Below are 16,782 nucleotides of genomic sequence, written 5' to 3'. Positions count from 1 at the left end.
GGACCGGCTTTAGCCGGGAAGTTTTGATTCGCTTTTGATCTTCAAACACAAAAAGCCCAGACACCACCAAACGCGACTTGGGTGCAGGCTGAACGCAGGTTTCGCGGAGTGGGCCGAGCCGCATGGATGCGGCGAGAGCTGCCCCCCGCCATGGATGGCGGATGGCAGCGGGCCCACGGAGCGAGACCGGAGTGAAGGAACCCTGAGGAACGAAGGGCCAAACCAAGAGCAAGCACCCTTGGTTACTTGGGGTGCTTTTCCAAGTAACTCGCCGAAGGCGAAACGTCTGCCCTTAGGCAGACGCTCTTGATCTTGCTGTCAAAGGTAAACCTACTTCGCCCTCAACCCCTCACGCACATCCTTCACCTCCGAAGCCGACACCGCCGGCGCCGCGTTGCCCCACGTATTACGCACATACGTCAGCACATCCGCGACATTCTCATCCGACAGATTCCAGCCAAACGCCGGCATCGCCGGAGCCGTCGGCGCAGCATCCGTCGCACCCGCACGACTGCCCGCCAGCACCACACGAATCAGCGACGACGGATCATTGCTGTTCACCAACGGCGCCATCGCCAGTTTCGGGAACAGATTGGCCGCGCCTTCACCCGTCGGCGTATGACACGCCGAACAGCGATCCGCATAAATCGCCTTGCCCGCCACCATCGCCCCATCGTCCGCAGCGACTGGCTTGGCTGCCTCGACCGGCTTGGCGCCATCCTTCAAATACACCGCCACCGCCAGCAAATCCTCATCCTTCCAGTGCTGCGAAGAATGCTCGACTTCCTCGGCCATCGGCCCGGACGCGATGTCGAAACGGTTTGCGCCGGTCTTCAGGTACTTGACGATGTCAGCCTCGCTCCACGCACCAATGCCATCCTGGCCAGTGGAGGTGATGTTCGGCGCGACCCAGTTCTGCAGATTGGCGCCGGTGAGGAATTGATCGTTCTTGTCACCGCCAATCAGGTTCTTCGGCGTATGGCACGTGCCGCAGTGGCCCAGGCCTTCCACCAGATACGCGCCGCGGTTCCACTGCTCGGACTTCTGCGGATCGGCCTTGAACTCGCCTTCCTTGAAGTTGATCAGGTTCCAGCCGATCAGGCTGGTGCGCACGTTGAAGGGGAACGGCAGCTGGTTGGTTTCAACCTTGTTCTCTACCGGATCCACCGTCTTCAGGTACGCGAAGATCGCCAGGTTGTCCTCACGCAGCACCTTGGTGTACGCGGTGAACGGCATGGCGCCATACAAGCGCTTGCCGTCAAGGCCGTGGCCCTTGGACATGGCGCTCTGGAAATCCTCGAAGCTCCAGCGGCCGATGCCGGTCGCCTGGTCCGGGGTGATGTTGGCGCCGGCCAGCTTGCCAAACGGCGTATCAAGGATCACGCCACCGGAAAACAGCGGCTTGCCCGGGATGGTGTGGCACGCGGTGCAGTCACCCAGGGTGCTGAGGTAGCGGCCCTTTTCCACGATGTTGTAGGAATCGGCGCCGGTTGCCCCGTGGGCGAGGGAAACAGACAGACCGATAACGCCTGCGCAGACCGTCAGAAGAGTCTTCATACGCTGATCATCTCCCCTGGACGCTTAAGGTAGCGGGTGCGGATGGCATCCGCCGCTTTGAAAGCCAGCGCCGCGACGGTGCCGGTCGGGTTGTAGCCCGGGTTCTGCGGGAAGGCGGATGAGCCGACCACGAAGAGGTTCGGCACGCCCCACACTTGCAGGTGCTTGTTCACCGAGCTGTTCTTCGGGTCGGCGCCCATGATGAAGCCGCCGACGATGTGCGACGACTGATACGGCGCGCTGTTCCAGTGCCCTTGCTGGGAACTGGGCACCATCTGCCGCGGGTTCATGCTCTTGGCGATCTCGCCGACCTTGGCGGTGACGTAGGCGGCCATCTTGCGATCGTTCTCCGGGAAGTCGAAGGTGATGCGCAGCAGCGGTCGGCCCAGGGGATCTTTGTAGGTCGGGTCCAGCGACAGGTAATTGGTCCGCGTCGCATAGCTGCTCGCTTCGCAGCCGATGGACATGGTGCTGGCGTAGTTCTTGACCGTGGCTTTCTTCCATTCCGAACCCCAGGTCGGGGTGCCGGGCGGGAGAGGGCGGGAGTCGATGGGCGCAGCGCCGATCGGGGTCACGCGGGTGCTGCCGCCGCCGACGAAACCCAGACCCGAGTGGTCGAAGTTGTCGTTGTTGAACTCGTCGATGCCCATGCCGATGGCACCGCCGCCGATAAACGGGTTGAAGTTCTTGTCATCGAAGAACATGCGCACGCTGTTGGCGGTCTGGTAGGCGTAGTTGCGGCCCGTGGTGCCGGTGTTGGTCACCGGGTCGTAAGGCTGGCCCACGCCGGAGAGCAGCATCAGGCGTACGTTTTCGAAGATGAACGCGCTGATCACCACCAGTTCGGCAGGCTGTTCCCACTCTTCGCCGTTGGAATCCATGTAGACGATGCCGGTGGCGCGTTTGCCGCTGCTGTCCATGGTCACGCGCAGGACTTCGCAATTGGTCATGGCCGTGAAGTTCGGCTTGCGCACCAGCACCGGCAACACCGTGGTGATGGCGCTGGCCTTGGAATAGTTGGCGCAGCCGTAGTTGGTGCAGAAACCGCAGAAGGTGCAGGCACCCATGGCCACGCCAAGGGAGTTTACATACGGCCGCGAGAGCAAGGCCGACGGCACCGGGAACGGCTTGTAGCCCAGGTTTTTCGCGGCTTCGGCGAACAGTGTCGGCGCGTAGGTCTGTTGCGTCGGCGGGTTCGGGTATTCCTCGGAGCGCGCGCCTTCGAAGGTGTTGCCACCTTCCTGGATCACGCCCTTGATGTTGCCGGCCTTGCCGGAGATGCCCGCCAGGCGATCGAACTTGGCGTAGAAAGGCTCCATTTCGTCCCAGTCGGTGCCCCAATCCTGCAGGGTCAGTTCAGGCGACAGCTCTTTGCCGTAACGCTCGGTCAGGTGGCTGTGCAGCCGGAACTCATGGGGCTGGAAACGGAAGGTGATGCCGGCCCAGTGGTTGCCGGCGCCGCCGGTACCGTTGCCCGGGTGAAACGAGCCCCAGCTGCGCATGGGTAGCGCTGTCTCGGTGACGCTGTTGCGAATGGTTGTGGTGTTTTGCCGGGTTCTCGCCATCAAGTCCTGACGGCGGCTGTAGCGCAATTCGTCCGCGGCCGAGGCCACGTTGAAGTCCGCGGCGGTATCGCGCCATGGGCCGCGTTCGAAGCCGATGATCTTGAGGTTTTCATCGGCCAGTTCATTGGCGATGATGGATCCGGCCCAGCCGAGCCCGACTACCACGACGTCGGTGGAAGGTAGTTTTTTGGCCATGTCGAATTAACCCTTCTTGGTCCAGGCGGAGCTGCCGATGATGGAGAGCGGCACCAGATTGAGCTTCTGGTTGTGCAGGCCGATGTACTCGCGGTAGTCGTAGCGGGCCCCGGGGAAGCCGATCATTTTCCACGACACCATGTCGCGGTTGCCGCCGTAGACCGGGTCGGCGAAAAAGCCTTCCATGGTGTTGCCCAGCACTTGCTGGAAGAACAATTTGGCGTCGATGCCTTCCAGCGTGATCTCGGCCTTGTCCAGACCGGTCAGGACCTTGTCCTGCTGTTCCGCGGTCAGGGCGCTGAAGTTTTTCTGGAACTGCTTCTGGCAGTAGCCTTCAAGGCCGGCGAGGCCGAGACGGTAGCGCTGGCGCGGCACCAGTTCCGACTGGTCACCCTGCATCGGCGTGCCTTGAGCGAACGGGCCCTGCATGTACAGACGGCTGAATGTGCCGTACTCGCCGGCCAGCTGACGGTCGATGAACACCGCGCAACCGGCGTCCTTGCCGCTGACGCTGAGGTCATCGGCGGGGATCAGTCGGGCGACAATGGCTTCCACCGCGAGGGCTTCGGCGTCGGTGAAGAACTGCCAGCCCGGGGTGTCGTAATGCATCGGACCGTTGTGGTCGAACGGCACCCACTGCGGAACGCCGACAACGGTGGCGGCCTGGGCCGTGGCAGCTGCACCGACGGCCAGCGTCGTGGCTGAACCTTTCAGCAACTGGCGGCGGGTGAGGCCTTTGGATTTCTCTGTCATTCAGGGCTCCTGCAAAACCACGCCCCCACAGGCCATTGCGAGATGGTCCGTGCCGGGGCTGTGCTCTGCGTTCTTTATCACGGGTATTGCCGCGCATACGATGTGCACGGCAAGTGGTTCCTGGCGGGGTGTGACACTGGGTCTCTGGCAGGCCTGCGAGCGAATGGCGCACGCTAAGCGGGGAATTGCCGTAACTGATCTGCATCTTTTCACGCCAACTGCCATGATAGATGTGTTGCGCCGTGTTGCAGCGGTTCAAATCGGTAAATGACTCTTACCGATTACGTAACAGTCGACGTGCAATCGGGTAACAATGGTTCAGATAAGGGTTCGTGTTCTCCCGCCGAAGCAGCCCATGGGGGGTGCAGTTCGGGGCTGACCGTGGCGTGAACCTGACAGAATCTTCATAAAGCCAAGTCCTTGGTCAGGGCCACTTCTTGGTATCGTGCACGCCATTTGCGTCCCGCCTGTCCGTGCGGTTTGCTGACTGTGCCGTTTATATATTCACCGAGTAGCTGCAGAAATGCCCGATCCAATACCCTTAAAAGACCACGAGAAGGAAACCCGGCTGGTCAACAAACGCTTGATCGCCTGCGCCGTTTTCGTGACCGTGCTCAGCGTCGCACTGGTGTGCCGCATGTACTTCCTGCAAGTCACCGAATTCGCCTACCACTCCACCATCTCCGAAAACAACCGCGTCCACGTGCTGCCGATTCCGCCGGAGCGCGGGCTGATCTTCGACCGTAACGGCGTGATCCTCGCCGACAACCGCCCCAGCTTCAACCTGACCATGACCCGCGAGCGCGCGGGTGACTGGCACGCGGTGATCGACGAACTGATGCAGATCCTCAACCTGCCAGACGAGGATCGGATCATCTTCGACAAGGCGATGAAGAACTCGCCCCACCGCTTTGTGCCGGTGACGCTGCTCTATGAGCTGACCGAAGAGCAGATCGCCCTGTTGGCGGTCAATCAGTTCCGCCTGCCGGGGCTGGACGTCGAGGCGCAGTTCGTTCGCCACTACCCGCTGGCGGAACACTTCGCGCACTCCATCGGCTACGTCGGGCGGATCAACGAGAAAGAGGCGACCCAGCTGGATCAGGTGGAATACCGCGGCACGCAGTCCATCGGCAAGACCGGCGTCGAGCGGTTCTACGAGAGCGAGCTGCACGGTCATGTGGGCTACGAAGAAGTGGAAACCAACGCGCAAGGTCGCGTGCTGCGTGTGCTCAAGCACACCGATCCGGTGGCCGGCAAAAACATCACCCTGAGCCTGGACATCAAGCTGCAAGAGGCGGCAGAACACGCGCTGGGCGACCGTCGCGGCTCGGTGGTGGCGATCGATCCGGCCACCGGCGAAGTGCTGGCGATGGTCAGCAAGCCGAGCTTCGACCCGAACCTGTTCGTTACCGGCATCAGCTTCAAGGAGTATTCGGCGCTGCGGGATTCGGTCGACCGTCCGCTGTTCAACCGCGTGCTGCGCGGGTTGTATGCGCCAGGTTCGACGATCAAGCCGGAAGTGGCCATTGCCGGCCTGGACAGCGGCGTTATTACGCCATCAACCCGCGTCTTCGATCCGGGCTATTTCCAGCTGCCGGACTTCGACCACAAGTACCGCAACTGGAACCACAGCGGCGATGGCTGGGTGGATTTGAACGCGGCAATCATGCGCTCCAACGACACCTATTTTTATGACCTGGCCCACAAGCTGGGCATCGACCGCATGCACGATTACCTGACCATGTTCGGCATCGGCCAGAAGGTCTCGCTGGACATGTTCGAGGAATCGGCGGGCCTCATGCCGTCGAAAGAGTGGAAGCGCATCACTCGGCGTCAGGCGTGGTTCCCGGGTGAGACCGTGATCCTCGGCATCGGCCAGGGCTACATGCAGGTGACGCCGCTGCAACTGGCTCAGGCGACGACCCTGATTGCCAGCAAAGGCATCTGGCATCGTCCGCACCTGGCCAAGGAGATCGGTGGCGTAGCGCCGGTGGACGAGCACCCGATGCCGAACATCGTGCTGCGCGATTCCCACGAGTGGGATCAGGTCAACAATGGCATGCAAGCGGTGATGCACGACCCCCGCGGCATCGCCCGTGCCGCCGCGCAAGGTGCGCAATACCGCATTGCCGGCAAGAGCGGTACCGCGCAGGTGGTGGCGATCAAGCAGGGCGAACGTTACAACCGCAACAAGACCCTGGAACGCCATCGCGACAATGCCTTGTTCGTCGGTTTTGCACCGGCGGCCAACCCGAAGATTGTCGTGGCGGTGATGATCGAGAACGGCGAGGCGGGCGGCCGCGTGGCCGGTCCCGTGGTGCGGGAAATTCTGGATGCCTGGCTGCTGGATCCGGACGGCCACCTGAAACAGCAATACGCCACGCCAGGCACAACGCCGGTCAATCCGAAAGTGCAGATCGCCGCGCCGAACAAGGCGGTGGGCCAGCCGCCGGTGTGAGATCCGGCGCTTGCGGACGGGTGCGTTTCCCCAAGATGCACTGAACTGTGCCCGGCGTGACAGGTCGATTTGAGACCACGCGTGATGTCTGTTCCGGCCTCCCGCGCTCATTCGACTCGACAAGGAACTTGCCCCATGTCCAGCAGAACCATCGCCGACTACCTCGCCCAAACCCTCGCCGCAGCCGGCGTCTCGAAGATCTGGGGCGTCAGCGGCGACAGCCTGAACGGTCTGACCGACAGCCTCCAGCGCCTGGGCAAGATCAAGTGGATGCACACCCGTCACGAAGAAGTCGCGGCGTTCGCGGCAGGGGCGGAAGCAGCGTCCACCGGCAAGCTGGCGGTGTGTGCGGGCAGTTGCGGTCCGGGCAACCTGCACTTGATCAACGGCCTCTATGACTGCCACCGCAGCGGTGTACCGGTCCTGGCCATTGCGGCGCAGATTCCATCTTCCGAGATCGGCCTGAACTACTTCCAGGAAACCCATCCCACCGACCTGTTCAAAGAGTGCAGCCACTTCGTCGAAACCGTCAGCACCCCCGAGCAGTTCCCGCGGGTGCTGGAGCGTGCCATGCGCGCGGCCATCAGCCAGCGCGGCGTGGCGGTGATTGTCATCTCCGGCGACGTCGCCCTGAGCGCGGCCCCGGACATCAAACCCGAGTGGGTCGATCACGCGCCAGCGCGGGTCATCCCGGCAGAAGCCGATCTGCAACGGTTGGTGGACCTGCTGGACACATCCAAAGCGGTGACGATTCTTGCCGGCGCTGGCTGTGCCGAGGCCCACGATCAGGTGGTGGCGCTGGCCGAGAAGCTGTCTGCGCCGGTGGTCCACGCCCTGCGCGGCAAGCAGTACATCGAATACGCCAACCCCTTCGACGTGGGCATGACCGGACTGATCGGCTTCAGCTCCGGCTATCACGCGATGATGGCCTGCGACACCCTGGTCATCCTCGGCAGCAGCTTCCCGTACCGCAATTTCTACCCGGAAAAAGCCAAGGTCATTCAGATCGACATCGACCCTACCGCCATTGGTCGTCGCGTCCCTGTTGCCCTCGGTCTGGCGGGGGACATTGCTGAAACCCTCGACGCCGTATTGCCGCGTCTAAAGGCCCACACCGACCGCAAGTTCCTCGACAAGGCGCTGGATCACTACGCCAAGTCCCGCGAAGAACTCGACGAACTGGCCACGCCGTCGGGCCACGGCGAGCCGATTCACCCGCAATACCTGACGCGACTGGTTGACGCCTACGCCGACCCGGACGCGATCTTCACCGTCGATGTCGGCACGCCGACTTTGTGGGCGGCGCGATACCTGACCATGAATGGCAAGCGCTCGCTGCTGGGTTCTTTCAATCACGGCTCCATGGCCAATGCGATGCCCCAGGCATTGGGTGCGAAGGCGGCATTCCCGCAACGGCAAGTGGTGGCGCTGTGTGGCGACGGTGGCTTGTCGATGCTGATGGGCGACCTGCTGTCGATCCGCCAGCTGAACCTGCCGATCAAGCTGGTGGTGTTCAACAACAGCTCGCTGGGTTTTGTGGCGATGGAAATGCAGGCGGGCGGTTACGTGCCCCACGACACCGATTTCGACAGCACCAATTTTGCCAACATCGCCATCGGTGCAGGCATTCTGGGGATTCGCGTGGAGGACTCGGCGGACCTGCCGGCCGCGCTGAAGAAAGCTTTCGAGCACCCGGGGCCTGTGGTGGTGGATGTCGTCACCGCGAAGCAGGAATTGGGCATGCCGCCAAAAATCAAACTGGCCCAGGCGAAAGGCTTCAGCCTGTTCATGCTCAAAGCCGTCATGAACGGCAAGGCAGACATGGTGCTGGAACTGGCGAAGACCAACTTGCGCTGATTTCATGTGGGGCCGGCTTCAGCCGGGAAGGCGTCAGTGGGCACACCGCGAAAGCGAGGGTGTTCACGCAGGCCTCTTCCCGGCTAAAGCCAGTCCCACAATTACACCGCGCACTCATAGTGGGACCGGCTTCAGCCAGGAAGGCGTCAGTGGGCACACCGCGAAAACGAGGGTGTTCACGCAGGCCTCTTCCCGGCTAAAGCCGGTCCCACCATTACACCGCGCACTCATAGTGGGACCGGCTTCAGCCGGGAAGGGGTCAGTCGATACACCGCGAAAGCGAGGGTGTTCACGCAGGCCTCTTCCCGGCTAAAGCCGGTCTCACAATTACACCGCGCACTCATAGTGGGACCGGCTTCAGCCGGGAAGGCGTCAGTGGGCACACCGCAAAAGCGAGGGTGTTCACGCAGGCCTCTTCCCGGCTAAAGCCAGTCCCACAATTACACCGCGCACTCATAGTGGGACCGGCTTCAGCCGGGAAGGCGTCAGTGGGCACACCGCAAAAGCGAGGGTGTTCACGCAGGCCTCTTCCCGGCTAAAGCCAGTCCCACAATTACACCGCGCACTCATAGTGGGACCGGCTTCAGCCGGGAAGGCGTCAGTGGGCACACCGCGAAAAAGAGGGTGTTCACACGGGCCTCTTCCCGGCTAAAGCCGGTCCTAGCCGTTATTTTTGCCCCTCAATCGCGCATTTCTTCTCACCCTCGCACCACCCTGAATCACGAAAATGCTCCGCCTGAAATCTTTTGAAAAAAGCATTGTAAGCGTCTGAAACGCGATGTTATGTTGCTAACATCCTGTTGCAAAATGACCGCCGAATAACATTAGTCGGCGTCACGCGACGCTTCTCCACCAGCGGAATTCCCATGGAAAAAAGCCCGTTTCTCGATGCTCTGGAGCAGCGGTTCAGCGACCTGACGCCGACCGGCAAGCGCATCGCCGGGTACCTGCTGGCCAATCCGCAGAAGCTGCCGTTCGAGACCGCTGACAGCATCGCCCAGCAGACCGGTACCACCGGCATTTCGGTGGGGCGGTTTCTGCGCTCTCTTGGCTATCGCAACATCGACGACGTCAAACAGAGCCTGCGCGGTGACAGTGCCAGCCCCTGGGTGATCACCGATCGGCTCGGCGCTTTCCGCGAAGAAAACACCCAAGGCGATGCACTGGAACGCTCGATGAACCGCGAACTGGAAGCCATCCAGCGTGTTTACGCGCTGGCACGTGGCGAAACCTTCGCCCGCATCGTCGATCGGCTGTACAGCGCAGACGCCGTGTTCATCGTCGGCATCCAGACCACCCGCGGCATCCTCAACGCGTTTTTCAGTCACCTGGAGTACATCCGGCCCAAGGTGTACTACGTCGACGGCTTGTCCGGCACCTACGCCGAATCACTCAACTCGCAATTCGAAAATCCCTACGCCGTGATTGCCGACTTTCGCACCTATTCCGCCGTCACCCGGACCTTCTGCGAAGTGGCCCATCAGCAGAACGTCGGGCTGGCCTTCATCACTGACTTTCACTGCCCATGGGCGCGGGATTACCCGAGCGACTTGCTGCAACTCAATTCCGATGTGGGCCAGTTCTGGGATTCCCTGGCGCCGCTCACCTGCCTGTTCAACTTGATGGTGTCGGCAGTGGCCGATCAATACGGCGACCGCCTCGACCAGAGGCTGGCGAAGAACCGCGAGCTGCAACAACTGTTTGGCCAGTTTGAATAAACCGGATTGTCCGGTTGAAACCGGCTTTACAAAGGCAACAGCTTCCCGGCTAAAGCCGGTCCTACGGTGGGAAGCTTCACCCTCAACGCATGATGAACGAACAAGCTGATCTGGAGTGTCGTAACGTGAATAGCCCCCTCGTCGAAGTCGATGCCGATGCGTTGCAGGTCGAGATCGACCTGATCTACGCCGGCGTCGACAACCTCGCCGGCAAGCAGATTTACCAGGACCCGCGTTGCCTGCTGCACCGCGACGCCGAGCGTTGTCTGCGCAAGGCCAGTCGTCTGGCACGCCAGGCAGGGTACAGCCTGAAAATATTTGACGCCTATCGCCCGGCTTACGCGCAGTACCTGCTGTGGCAAGCGCTGCCCAACCCTGAATACGTGCGCGACCCCAGCCTGGGTTCCCATCACACCCGGGGCGTGGCGGTGGATCTGACCCTGATCGACGCCAGCGGGCAGGCTCTCGACATGGGCACCGGTTTCGATGACATGCGCGAGCAGTCCCATCAGTTTTTCGCCGACCTGCCCGCTGACATACAACGCAATCGCCTGCTGTTGCTGGGGATCATGCTGGCGGCGGGATTCACCTACATCGACAGCGAGTGGTGGCATTACGAACTGCCCGACGCCGAGGACTACCCGCTGATCGACGAGGGCTCGATCAAGCCCGTTGACTGAATACCCAACGCAAAACAAGAACACGCGACACACGACCGGGACGACCACGAATCCCGGCTGAATCTGGCGCTTACCCGACCTCGCAAGGGCAGGGAGCGCCATTTCCCGGGCCCCAGGCCTGGAGCTTTAACTGCCCGGTATAGCTTCAATAACAAACCTGACGAACTTCCCTACATCGACGATCAAGGAACCGGCATGAAATCAATCTTCACCCCTCGCAACCTGGCGATGGCACTCCTCTGCACCGCCATGGGCCTTGGCGCCTGGCAATCGGCCAGCGCAGCCGTGCCCCAGGACACCCTGATGATCGGCAAACCGTCCGACCCGCAGACCCTCGACCCGGCCGTGACCATCGACAACAACGACTGGACCGTGACCTACCCGGCGTACCAGCGGCTGGTCACCTACAAGGTCGAAAACGGCAAGGGCAGCACCGAAGTAGCGGGGGAGCTGGCCAGCAGCTGGACCACCTCGCCAGACAACCTGACCTGGGAATTCAAGCTCAAGCCCGGCAACAAGTTCGATGATGGCGCCGAGGTCAATGCCGAGGCGGTGAAGTTCTCCTTCGACCGGGTGATGAAGCTCAAGCAGGGTCCGTCCGGCGCCTTCCCCGAAGACATGGCTGTCTCGGTGGTCGACCCGCTGACCGTGCGCTTCACCCTGAAAGCGCCGTACGCGCCGTTCCTCTCGACCCTGGCCCACAACGGCGCGGCGATCATCAACCCGGACGTGGCGAAGAAAGCCGAAGGCGCCGATGCGTACCTGTCCAATCACACCGCAGGTTCCGGGGCGTTCAAGCTGGTCAACTGGCAGAAAGGCCAGACCCTGACCATGGAGCAGAACAGCTACTACGCCGGCCCCAAACCCACCTTGAAAAAGGTCGTGGTGAAGATCATCGGCGAGGCCTCCGTGCGCCGTCTCCAGCTTGAACACGGCGACCTGGACATCATCGAAGACATGCCCGAAGACCAGCTCGAAGCGCTGGCGAAGAAATCCGGCATCGTCATTGGCGACTACCCGTCGCTGCGGGTGACGCTGCTGTACCTCAACACCCAGAAAGCGCCGATGAACAACCCTGAGGCACGGCGTGCCATTGTTGAATCCCTGGACTACGACGGCATCATCAACGGCATCCTGAAAGGCAAGGCCAAGCCGCTCAACGGTCCGATTCCCCAGGGCATGTGGGCGTACGACGAGAAGCTGCCGGCGTTCAAGCAGGACATGGACAAGGCCAAGGCCGATCTCGCCAAAGTCTCGCCGAAGGTCAGCAACCTGACGTTCATGTACTCCGACAAGGACCCGAACTGGGAACCCATCGGCCTGACCCTGCAAGCCGGCCTGCAACCCCTGGGCGTGAACCTCAAGCTGGAGAAACTCGCCAACGCCAGCATGCGTGAGCGCCTGGGCAGCGGTGACTTCGACATCGCCATCGGCTCGTGGAGCCCGGACTTCGCCGACCCCTACATGTTCATGAACTTCTTCTTCGACTCGAAGCTGAAAGGCCTGGCCGGCAACCGTTCGTTCTACGACAACCCGGCGGTGGACAAACTGATCCGTGAATCGGCGACCACCAATGACATGGCCAAACGCACCGAGCTGTATCAGCAGGCGCAGAAGATCGTGCTCAACGACAGCGTCTATGCCTACCTCTACCAGAAGGCCTACACCTTGCCGATGAGCGAGAAGGTCAAGGGCTACGTGTTCAATCCGATGCTGGAGCAGGTGTTCAACGTCGGCACGATCACCAAGTAACCGCTGCACCCCGTAATTCGCTGTCATTCACAGGGCCCTGCAAGGGAGGCGGGGTCCTGTGGAGCAGCGCTGTGTCCGCGAGCTGTTTCGCGTTATTGATCGACTGCATGACCGAGGTGCCCCATGGCCTTCCTGAATATGCTGCGCAAACGCCTGGGCGGCCTGCTGCTGGTGGTGTTCGGCGTTTCCCTGATTACCTTTTCCATCTCGCACCTGATTCCGGGCGACCCCGCGCGACTGATCGCCGGGGACCGTGCCACCGACGCCATCGTCGAAAACATCCGCCACCAGTTGGGGCTGGATCTGCCGCTGTATCAACAATACGGCCGCTACATGCTCGACCTGCTGCACGGTGACCTGGGCACCTCGATCCGCACCCATCGTCCGGTGCTCGAAGACTTGCAGGCGTTCTTCCCGGCCACGCTGGAGCTGGCGTTGGCGGCGCTGACCTTGTCGATTCTGGTAGGCGTGCCGCTGGGCGTGCTCTCGGCGGTGTATCACAACCGCTTCATCGACCAGGTCGCGCGTACCCTGGCGGTGACCGGGATTTCGACCCCGGCGTTCTGGCTCGGCCTGGGCCTGATCGTGTTGTTCTACGGCCATTTGAACTGGCTGCCCGGCAGCGGGCGTCTTGACGAAGGGCTCGACCCGCCGCGCACCATCACCGGGTTTTACCTGATCGACACGCTGCTGGCGGGCGACACCGGGCTGTTCTTCAACGCGCTGCAGCATCTGATTCTGCCGGCCATTACTCTGGGCTTCGTCAACCTCGGCGTGGTCGCCCGGCAGATTCGCTCGGCGATGCTCGACCAGCTTGGCGAAGACTACATCCGTACCGCGCGCGCCTACGGCCTGTCGAAGTGGGCGGTGATTCTGCGCCATGCCTTGCCCAACGCGTTGATCCCCTCGGTCACCGTTCTGGGCCTGACCCTGGGCGATCTGCTCTATGGCGCAGTGCTCACGGAAACCGTGTTCGCCTGGCCGGGCATGGGCGCCTACGTGGTCAAGTCGATCCAGTCGCTGGATTTTCCGGCGGTCATGGGCTTCGCGATCATGGTTTCTTTCATTTACGTGCTGCTGAACATGGCGATCGATCTGCTGTACCGCCTGATCGATCCGCGCATTGGCGAGGTCAACTGACATGACTACCCCGATCACCGCGCCCGCCGTGGCGCCACTGCCGGCCGCCTCCCGCTGGCAGGACAAATGGGCCTACCTGGCCCATCAGATTCGCCGCAGCCCGCTGACCATGGCCGGGCTGCTGATCACCGTGATGGTGCTCCTGGTGATGGCGTTTGCGCCCTGGCTCGCGTCCCATGACCCCAATGCCCTGAACCTCACCCAGCGCCTGGCCGCTCCGTCCGCCGCCTATTGGTTCGGCACCGACGAAGTGGGCCGGGATCTGTTCAGCCGCGTGCTGTACGGCAGCCGGCAATCCGTCGGCGTCGGGCTGTTCGTGGCCTTCGCTTCGTGCTTTGCCGGCGGCTTGCTGGGCTGCATGTCCGGGATCATTGGCGGGCGGTTTGACGGCCTGATCATGCGCCTGATGGACATCATGCTCTCGGTGCCGTCGCTGGTGCTGATCATGGCCCTGGCCGCCGCGCTGGGCCCGAGCCTGTTCAACGCCATGCTGGCGATCACGCTGGTGCGGATTCCCTTCTACGTGCGGCTGGCTCGGGGCCAAGCCCTGAGCATCCGGCAGATGGGTTACGTCAAGGCCGCCGAAACCTTCGGCGCCGGACGCTGGCACATGGTCATCTGGCACGTGGCGCGCAACGCCATGCCGCCTTTGCTGGTGCAACTGAGCCTGGACATCGGCAGCGCCATCCTCATGGCCTCGGCCCTGGGCTTCATCGGCCTCGGCGCGCAACAGCCGACGGCGGAGTGGGGCGCCATGGTCGCGACCGGGCGCAACTACATCCTCGATCAATGGTGGTACTCGACCTTTCCCGGCGTGGCGATTCTGATCACCGCCACCGGTTTCAACCTTTTGGGCGACGGCGTGCGTGACTTGCTCGACCCACGGCAGCAGGGGAAATGACCATGCAGGCTTGCGTTCAACAACCTCTGGCCGAACAGGCCCCGGTGCTGGTCATCGACGACCTGCGCATTGAATTCCCGGCGTACAAAAGCACGGTCAAGGCGCTCAATGGCGTGTCGCTGCACGTCAATCCGGGGGAGATCGTCGGGGTCATCGGCGAGTCCGGCTCGGGCAAATCCGTCACCGCGATGCTCAGCCTGCGTTTGCTCCCGGAGCGCTCCTACCAAGTGAAGAGTGGCAGCCTGAGCATTCTGGGCCGCGACATGCTCACCGCCAAAGAGAAGGACCTGCTGAGTGTGCGTGGCCGTGACGCCGCGATGATCTTCCAGGAGCCCATGACCGCGCTCAATCCGACCCGCCGCATCGGTCGGCAGATGCTCGACGTGATCATTCATCACCAGCGTCTGAGCAAGGCTGAAGCGAAGGCCAAGGCCATCGCCTTGCTACGGGACATGCACATCGCCGACCCCGAGCAGGTGATGAACAGCTACCCCTTCGAGCTCTCCGGCGGCATGCGTCAGCGGGTGATGATCGCGTTGGCGTTTTCCTGCGACCCGCAATTGCTCATCGCCGACGAACCGACCACCGCGCTGGACGTGACGGTGCAGCGGCAGGTGCTGTTGCTGCTGCGTGAAAAGGCCCGCGCGCGGGGCACGGCGATTCTGCTGATCACCCACGACATGGCGCTGGTGTCGCAGTTCTGCGACCGGGTGTACGTGATGTACACCGGCGCCGTGGTGGAGCAGGGCGTGACCGCGCAGGTGATGGCCGACCCCCGACATCCGTACACCCAGGGCCTGCTCAGCGGATTGCCGGAGCAGGTCGAACCGGGGCAGGACCTGATGACCATTCCCGGTCAGGTGCCCAATCTTTCAGCGTTGCCGGAGGGCTGCACCTTCCTTGATCGCTGCGCCTTCGCCACGGTCCAATGCCTGCAGCGACCGCCGATGCAGACCATCGACGCCGCCGCAGACCGCAAAAGCGCCTGCTGGTTGAGCGCGCCCTTGCACGCCACCCCACAGGAGTCGCGGCCATGACCCGCTCAGCCCTCCAGACCCTGCCCGGCGAAAGCCCGACCATCCTCGGCCTGCAAGACGTGCGCGTGCACTACCCGATGGGCAAGGACTGGCTCGGCCGACCCAAGGCCCTGGCCCATGCCCTCAATGGCATCGATCTGCAGGTCCGCGCCGGTGAAACCCTCGGCGTGGTCGGTGAGTCCGGCTGCGGCAAAAGCACCCTTGCGCAGTTGTTGATGGGCTTGATCAAGCCAACATCCGGCCGACTCGACTGGGTCTACAACAGCGACAAGGAACGCAGCAGCAACGTGCAGATTGTGTTTCAGGACCCGCAGTCGTCCCTCGACCCGCGGCTGCCGGTGTGGAAGATCATTACCGAGCCGTTGTTCGTCCAGCGATCAGCGCCGCACCACGAGATGCGTGGCATTGCGGCGAAGGTGGCGGCTCAGGTGGGCATTCGCACGGAATACCTTGACCGCTTTCCCCACCAGTTTTCCGGCGGGCAGCGGCAACGGATTGCGATTGCCCGCGCCTTGTCATCGAACCCGGACATCATCGTGCTGGACGAGCCGACCTCGGCGCTGGACATCTCGGTGCAGGCGCAGATCCTCAACCTGCTCGCCGAGCTGCAGCGCAGCCGGGACCTGACCTACATCCTGATCTCCCACAACGTCTCGGTGGTGCGGCACATGGCCGACCGGGTGGCGGTGATGTACCTGGGGCAGATTGTTGAGTTGGGTACGGCGGCGGAAGTGCTGGAGCGGCCGCGTCATCCGTATACGCAGCTGTTGCTGGAGGCCGTGCCCCGTCTGGGGGTGTCGGTGGACGAGGGGCAGGTGTCGGCGCCGACTGAACTGCCGGGCAATCGGACGTTGCCCACCGGCTGTTACTTTCGCGACCGCTGCCCGAAAGCCACCCAAGGCTGCGAAAAGCCGCAAGCGTTATTATCGGCCAAAGACGGAGGGGCATCCGTGCGCTGTCATCTCGAGTCGTAAGTGGGGAGGGGACTGGGAAGGGGACTGATTTATTTATGGGAAGGGGACTGATTTATTTACAGCGCTTCACCGTAAATTAATCTGTCTCCCGGCTCGCTTATGCCATCGGGGACAGATTGATTTATCAAAGAAGCGCGATAAATAAATCAGTCCCCTATAAACAAGTCCCTTATAGACATTCCTATAAACATTAAA

At 62.1% G+C, this 16,782-nt stretch carries 12 protein-coding genes; 9 read left to right on the top strand and 3 right to left on the bottom strand.

Annotated features, from left to right (window positions below; genetic code table 11):
• Window positions 1-330 precede the first annotated feature (330 nt).
• Genes ACYAR8_RS02250 through ACYAR8_RS02240 form a run of 3 tightly spaced genes read right to left on the bottom strand, consistent with a single transcriptional unit; the run spans window position 331 to window position 4,070 of the window.
• Window positions 331-1,557 carry a c-type cytochrome gene (locus ACYAR8_RS02250; protein ID WP_108123093.1) on the bottom strand — a complete coding sequence of 409 codons (1,227 nt, stop codon included), beginning with the start codon at window positions 1,555-1,557 and terminating at the stop codon, window positions 331-333.
• Window positions 1,554-3,317 (bottom strand): GMC family oxidoreductase, encoded by a 1,764-nt coding sequence (locus ACYAR8_RS02245; RefSeq protein WP_463578948.1) that lies wholly within the window; start codon window positions 3,315-3,317, stop codon window positions 1,554-1,556. Before ACYAR8_RS02245 ends, ACYAR8_RS02250 begins: the two co-directional genes overlap by 4 nt.
• Before the next feature lie 6 nt (window positions 3,318-3,323).
• The gene (locus ACYAR8_RS02240) at window positions 3,324-4,070 is read right to left on the bottom strand and encodes a gluconate 2-dehydrogenase subunit 3 family protein (RefSeq protein WP_074893550.1); all 747 of its coding nucleotides are present in this window, start codon (window positions 4,068-4,070) and stop codon (window positions 3,324-3,326) included.
• Between the two features lie 523 nt (window positions 4,071-4,593).
• On the opposite strand from ACYAR8_RS02240, the gene mrdA reads away from it, so the two are divergent.
• The 9 genes from mrdA to ACYAR8_RS02195 all read left to right on the top strand — a co-directional run bounded on the left by mrdA (window position 4,594) and on the right by ACYAR8_RS02195 (window position 16,587).
• Window positions 4,594-6,528, top strand: coding sequence for a penicillin-binding protein 2 (gene mrdA / locus ACYAR8_RS02235; protein WP_463578947.1), 1,935 nt, complete (start codon window positions 4,594-4,596; stop codon window positions 6,526-6,528).
• A gap of 135 nt (window positions 6,529-6,663) precedes the next feature.
• A complete protein-coding gene (poxB, locus tag ACYAR8_RS02230) occupies window positions 6,664-8,385 on the top strand; it encodes a ubiquinone-dependent pyruvate dehydrogenase (RefSeq protein ID WP_463578946.1) in 1,722 nt (573 codons plus the stop codon).
• 866 nt (window positions 8,386-9,251) lie between these two features.
• Window positions 9,252-10,103 (top strand): MurR/RpiR family transcriptional regulator, encoded by an 852-nt coding sequence (locus tag ACYAR8_RS02225; RefSeq protein WP_178086382.1) that lies wholly within the window; start codon window positions 9,252-9,254, stop codon window positions 10,101-10,103.
• 125 nt (window positions 10,104-10,228) lie between these two features.
• Window positions 10,229-10,783 carry a D-alanyl-D-alanine dipeptidase gene (gene ddpX / locus ACYAR8_RS02220; RefSeq protein WP_463578945.1) on the top strand — a complete coding sequence of 185 codons (555 nt, stop codon included), beginning with the start codon at window positions 10,229-10,231 and terminating at the stop codon, window positions 10,781-10,783.
• Between the two features lie 195 nt (window positions 10,784-10,978).
• Complete coding sequence (locus ACYAR8_RS02215) at window positions 10,979-12,535, top strand: ABC transporter substrate-binding protein (protein ID WP_463578944.1); 1,557 nt, start codon at window positions 10,979-10,981, stop codon at window positions 12,533-12,535.
• Window positions 12,536-12,658: 123 nt separating this feature from the next.
• Window positions 12,659-13,675: an ABC transporter permease gene (locus ACYAR8_RS02210; RefSeq protein ID WP_074887554.1), complete on the top strand. Its 1,017-nt coding sequence runs from the start codon at window positions 12,659-12,661 to the stop codon at window positions 13,673-13,675.
• A gap of 1 nt (window position 13,676) precedes the next feature.
• Entirely contained in the window at window positions 13,677-14,576 is a 900-nt protein-coding gene (gene ddpC, locus ACYAR8_RS02205; protein WP_463578943.1) for a D,D-dipeptide ABC transporter permease, read from the top strand.
• Window positions 14,573-15,613 (top strand): ABC transporter ATP-binding protein, encoded by a 1,041-nt coding sequence (locus tag ACYAR8_RS02200; RefSeq protein WP_463578942.1) that lies wholly within the window; start codon window positions 14,573-14,575, stop codon window positions 15,611-15,613. The genes ddpC and ACYAR8_RS02200 overlap by 4 nt, the downstream gene beginning before the upstream one ends.
• Window positions 15,610-16,587, top strand: a complete 978-nt coding sequence (locus tag ACYAR8_RS02195) for an oligopeptide/dipeptide ABC transporter ATP-binding protein (RefSeq protein ID WP_463578941.1) — start codon at window positions 15,610-15,612, stop codon at window positions 16,585-16,587. The genes ACYAR8_RS02200 and ACYAR8_RS02195 overlap by 4 nt, the downstream gene beginning before the upstream one ends.
• Window positions 16,588-16,782: the final 195 nt, after the last annotated feature.

The sequence above is a fragment of the Pseudomonas sp. HP_01 genome (genome assembly GCF_055284355.1).
The sequence above is the reverse complement of the archived record's forward strand: the minus strand, read 5'-3'. Positions and strand labels throughout refer to the sequence as shown.

What these genes read in the sequence shown, in the direction of transcription:
- ACYAR8_RS02210 (WP_074887554.1), top strand. Translation starts at nt 12,659, where the DNA reads ATGGCCTTCCTGAATATGCTGCGCAAACGCCTGGGCGGCCTGCTGCTG.
- ACYAR8_RS02240 (WP_074893550.1), bottom strand. Translation starts at nt 4,070, where the DNA reads ATGACAGAGAAATCCAAAGGCCTCACCCGCCGCCAGTTGCTGAAAGGT.
- ACYAR8_RS02200 (WP_463578942.1), top strand. Translation starts at nt 14,573, where the DNA reads ATGACCATGCAGGCTTGCGTTCAACAACCTCTGGCCGAACAGGCCCCG.
- ACYAR8_RS02245 (WP_463578948.1), bottom strand. Translation starts at nt 3,317, where the DNA reads ATGGCCAAAAAACTACCTTCCACCGACGTCGTGGTAGTCGGGCTCGGC.
- poxB (WP_463578946.1), top strand. Translation starts at nt 6,664, where the DNA reads ATGTCCAGCAGAACCATCGCCGACTACCTCGCCCAAACCCTCGCCGCA.
- ACYAR8_RS02215 (WP_463578944.1), top strand. Translation starts at nt 10,979, where the DNA reads ATGAAATCAATCTTCACCCCTCGCAACCTGGCGATGGCACTCCTCTGC.
- mrdA (WP_463578947.1), top strand. Translation starts at nt 4,594, where the DNA reads ATGCCCGATCCAATACCCTTAAAAGACCACGAGAAGGAAACCCGGCTG.
- ACYAR8_RS02195 (WP_463578941.1), top strand. Translation starts at nt 15,610, where the DNA reads ATGACCCGCTCAGCCCTCCAGACCCTGCCCGGCGAAAGCCCGACCATC.
- ACYAR8_RS02250 (WP_108123093.1), bottom strand. Translation starts at nt 1,557, where the DNA reads ATGAAGACTCTTCTGACGGTCTGCGCAGGCGTTATCGGTCTGTCTGTT.
- ACYAR8_RS02225 (WP_178086382.1), top strand. Translation starts at nt 9,252, where the DNA reads ATGGAAAAAAGCCCGTTTCTCGATGCTCTGGAGCAGCGGTTCAGCGAC.
- ddpC (WP_463578943.1), top strand. Translation starts at nt 13,677, where the DNA reads ATGACTACCCCGATCACCGCGCCCGCCGTGGCGCCACTGCCGGCCGCC.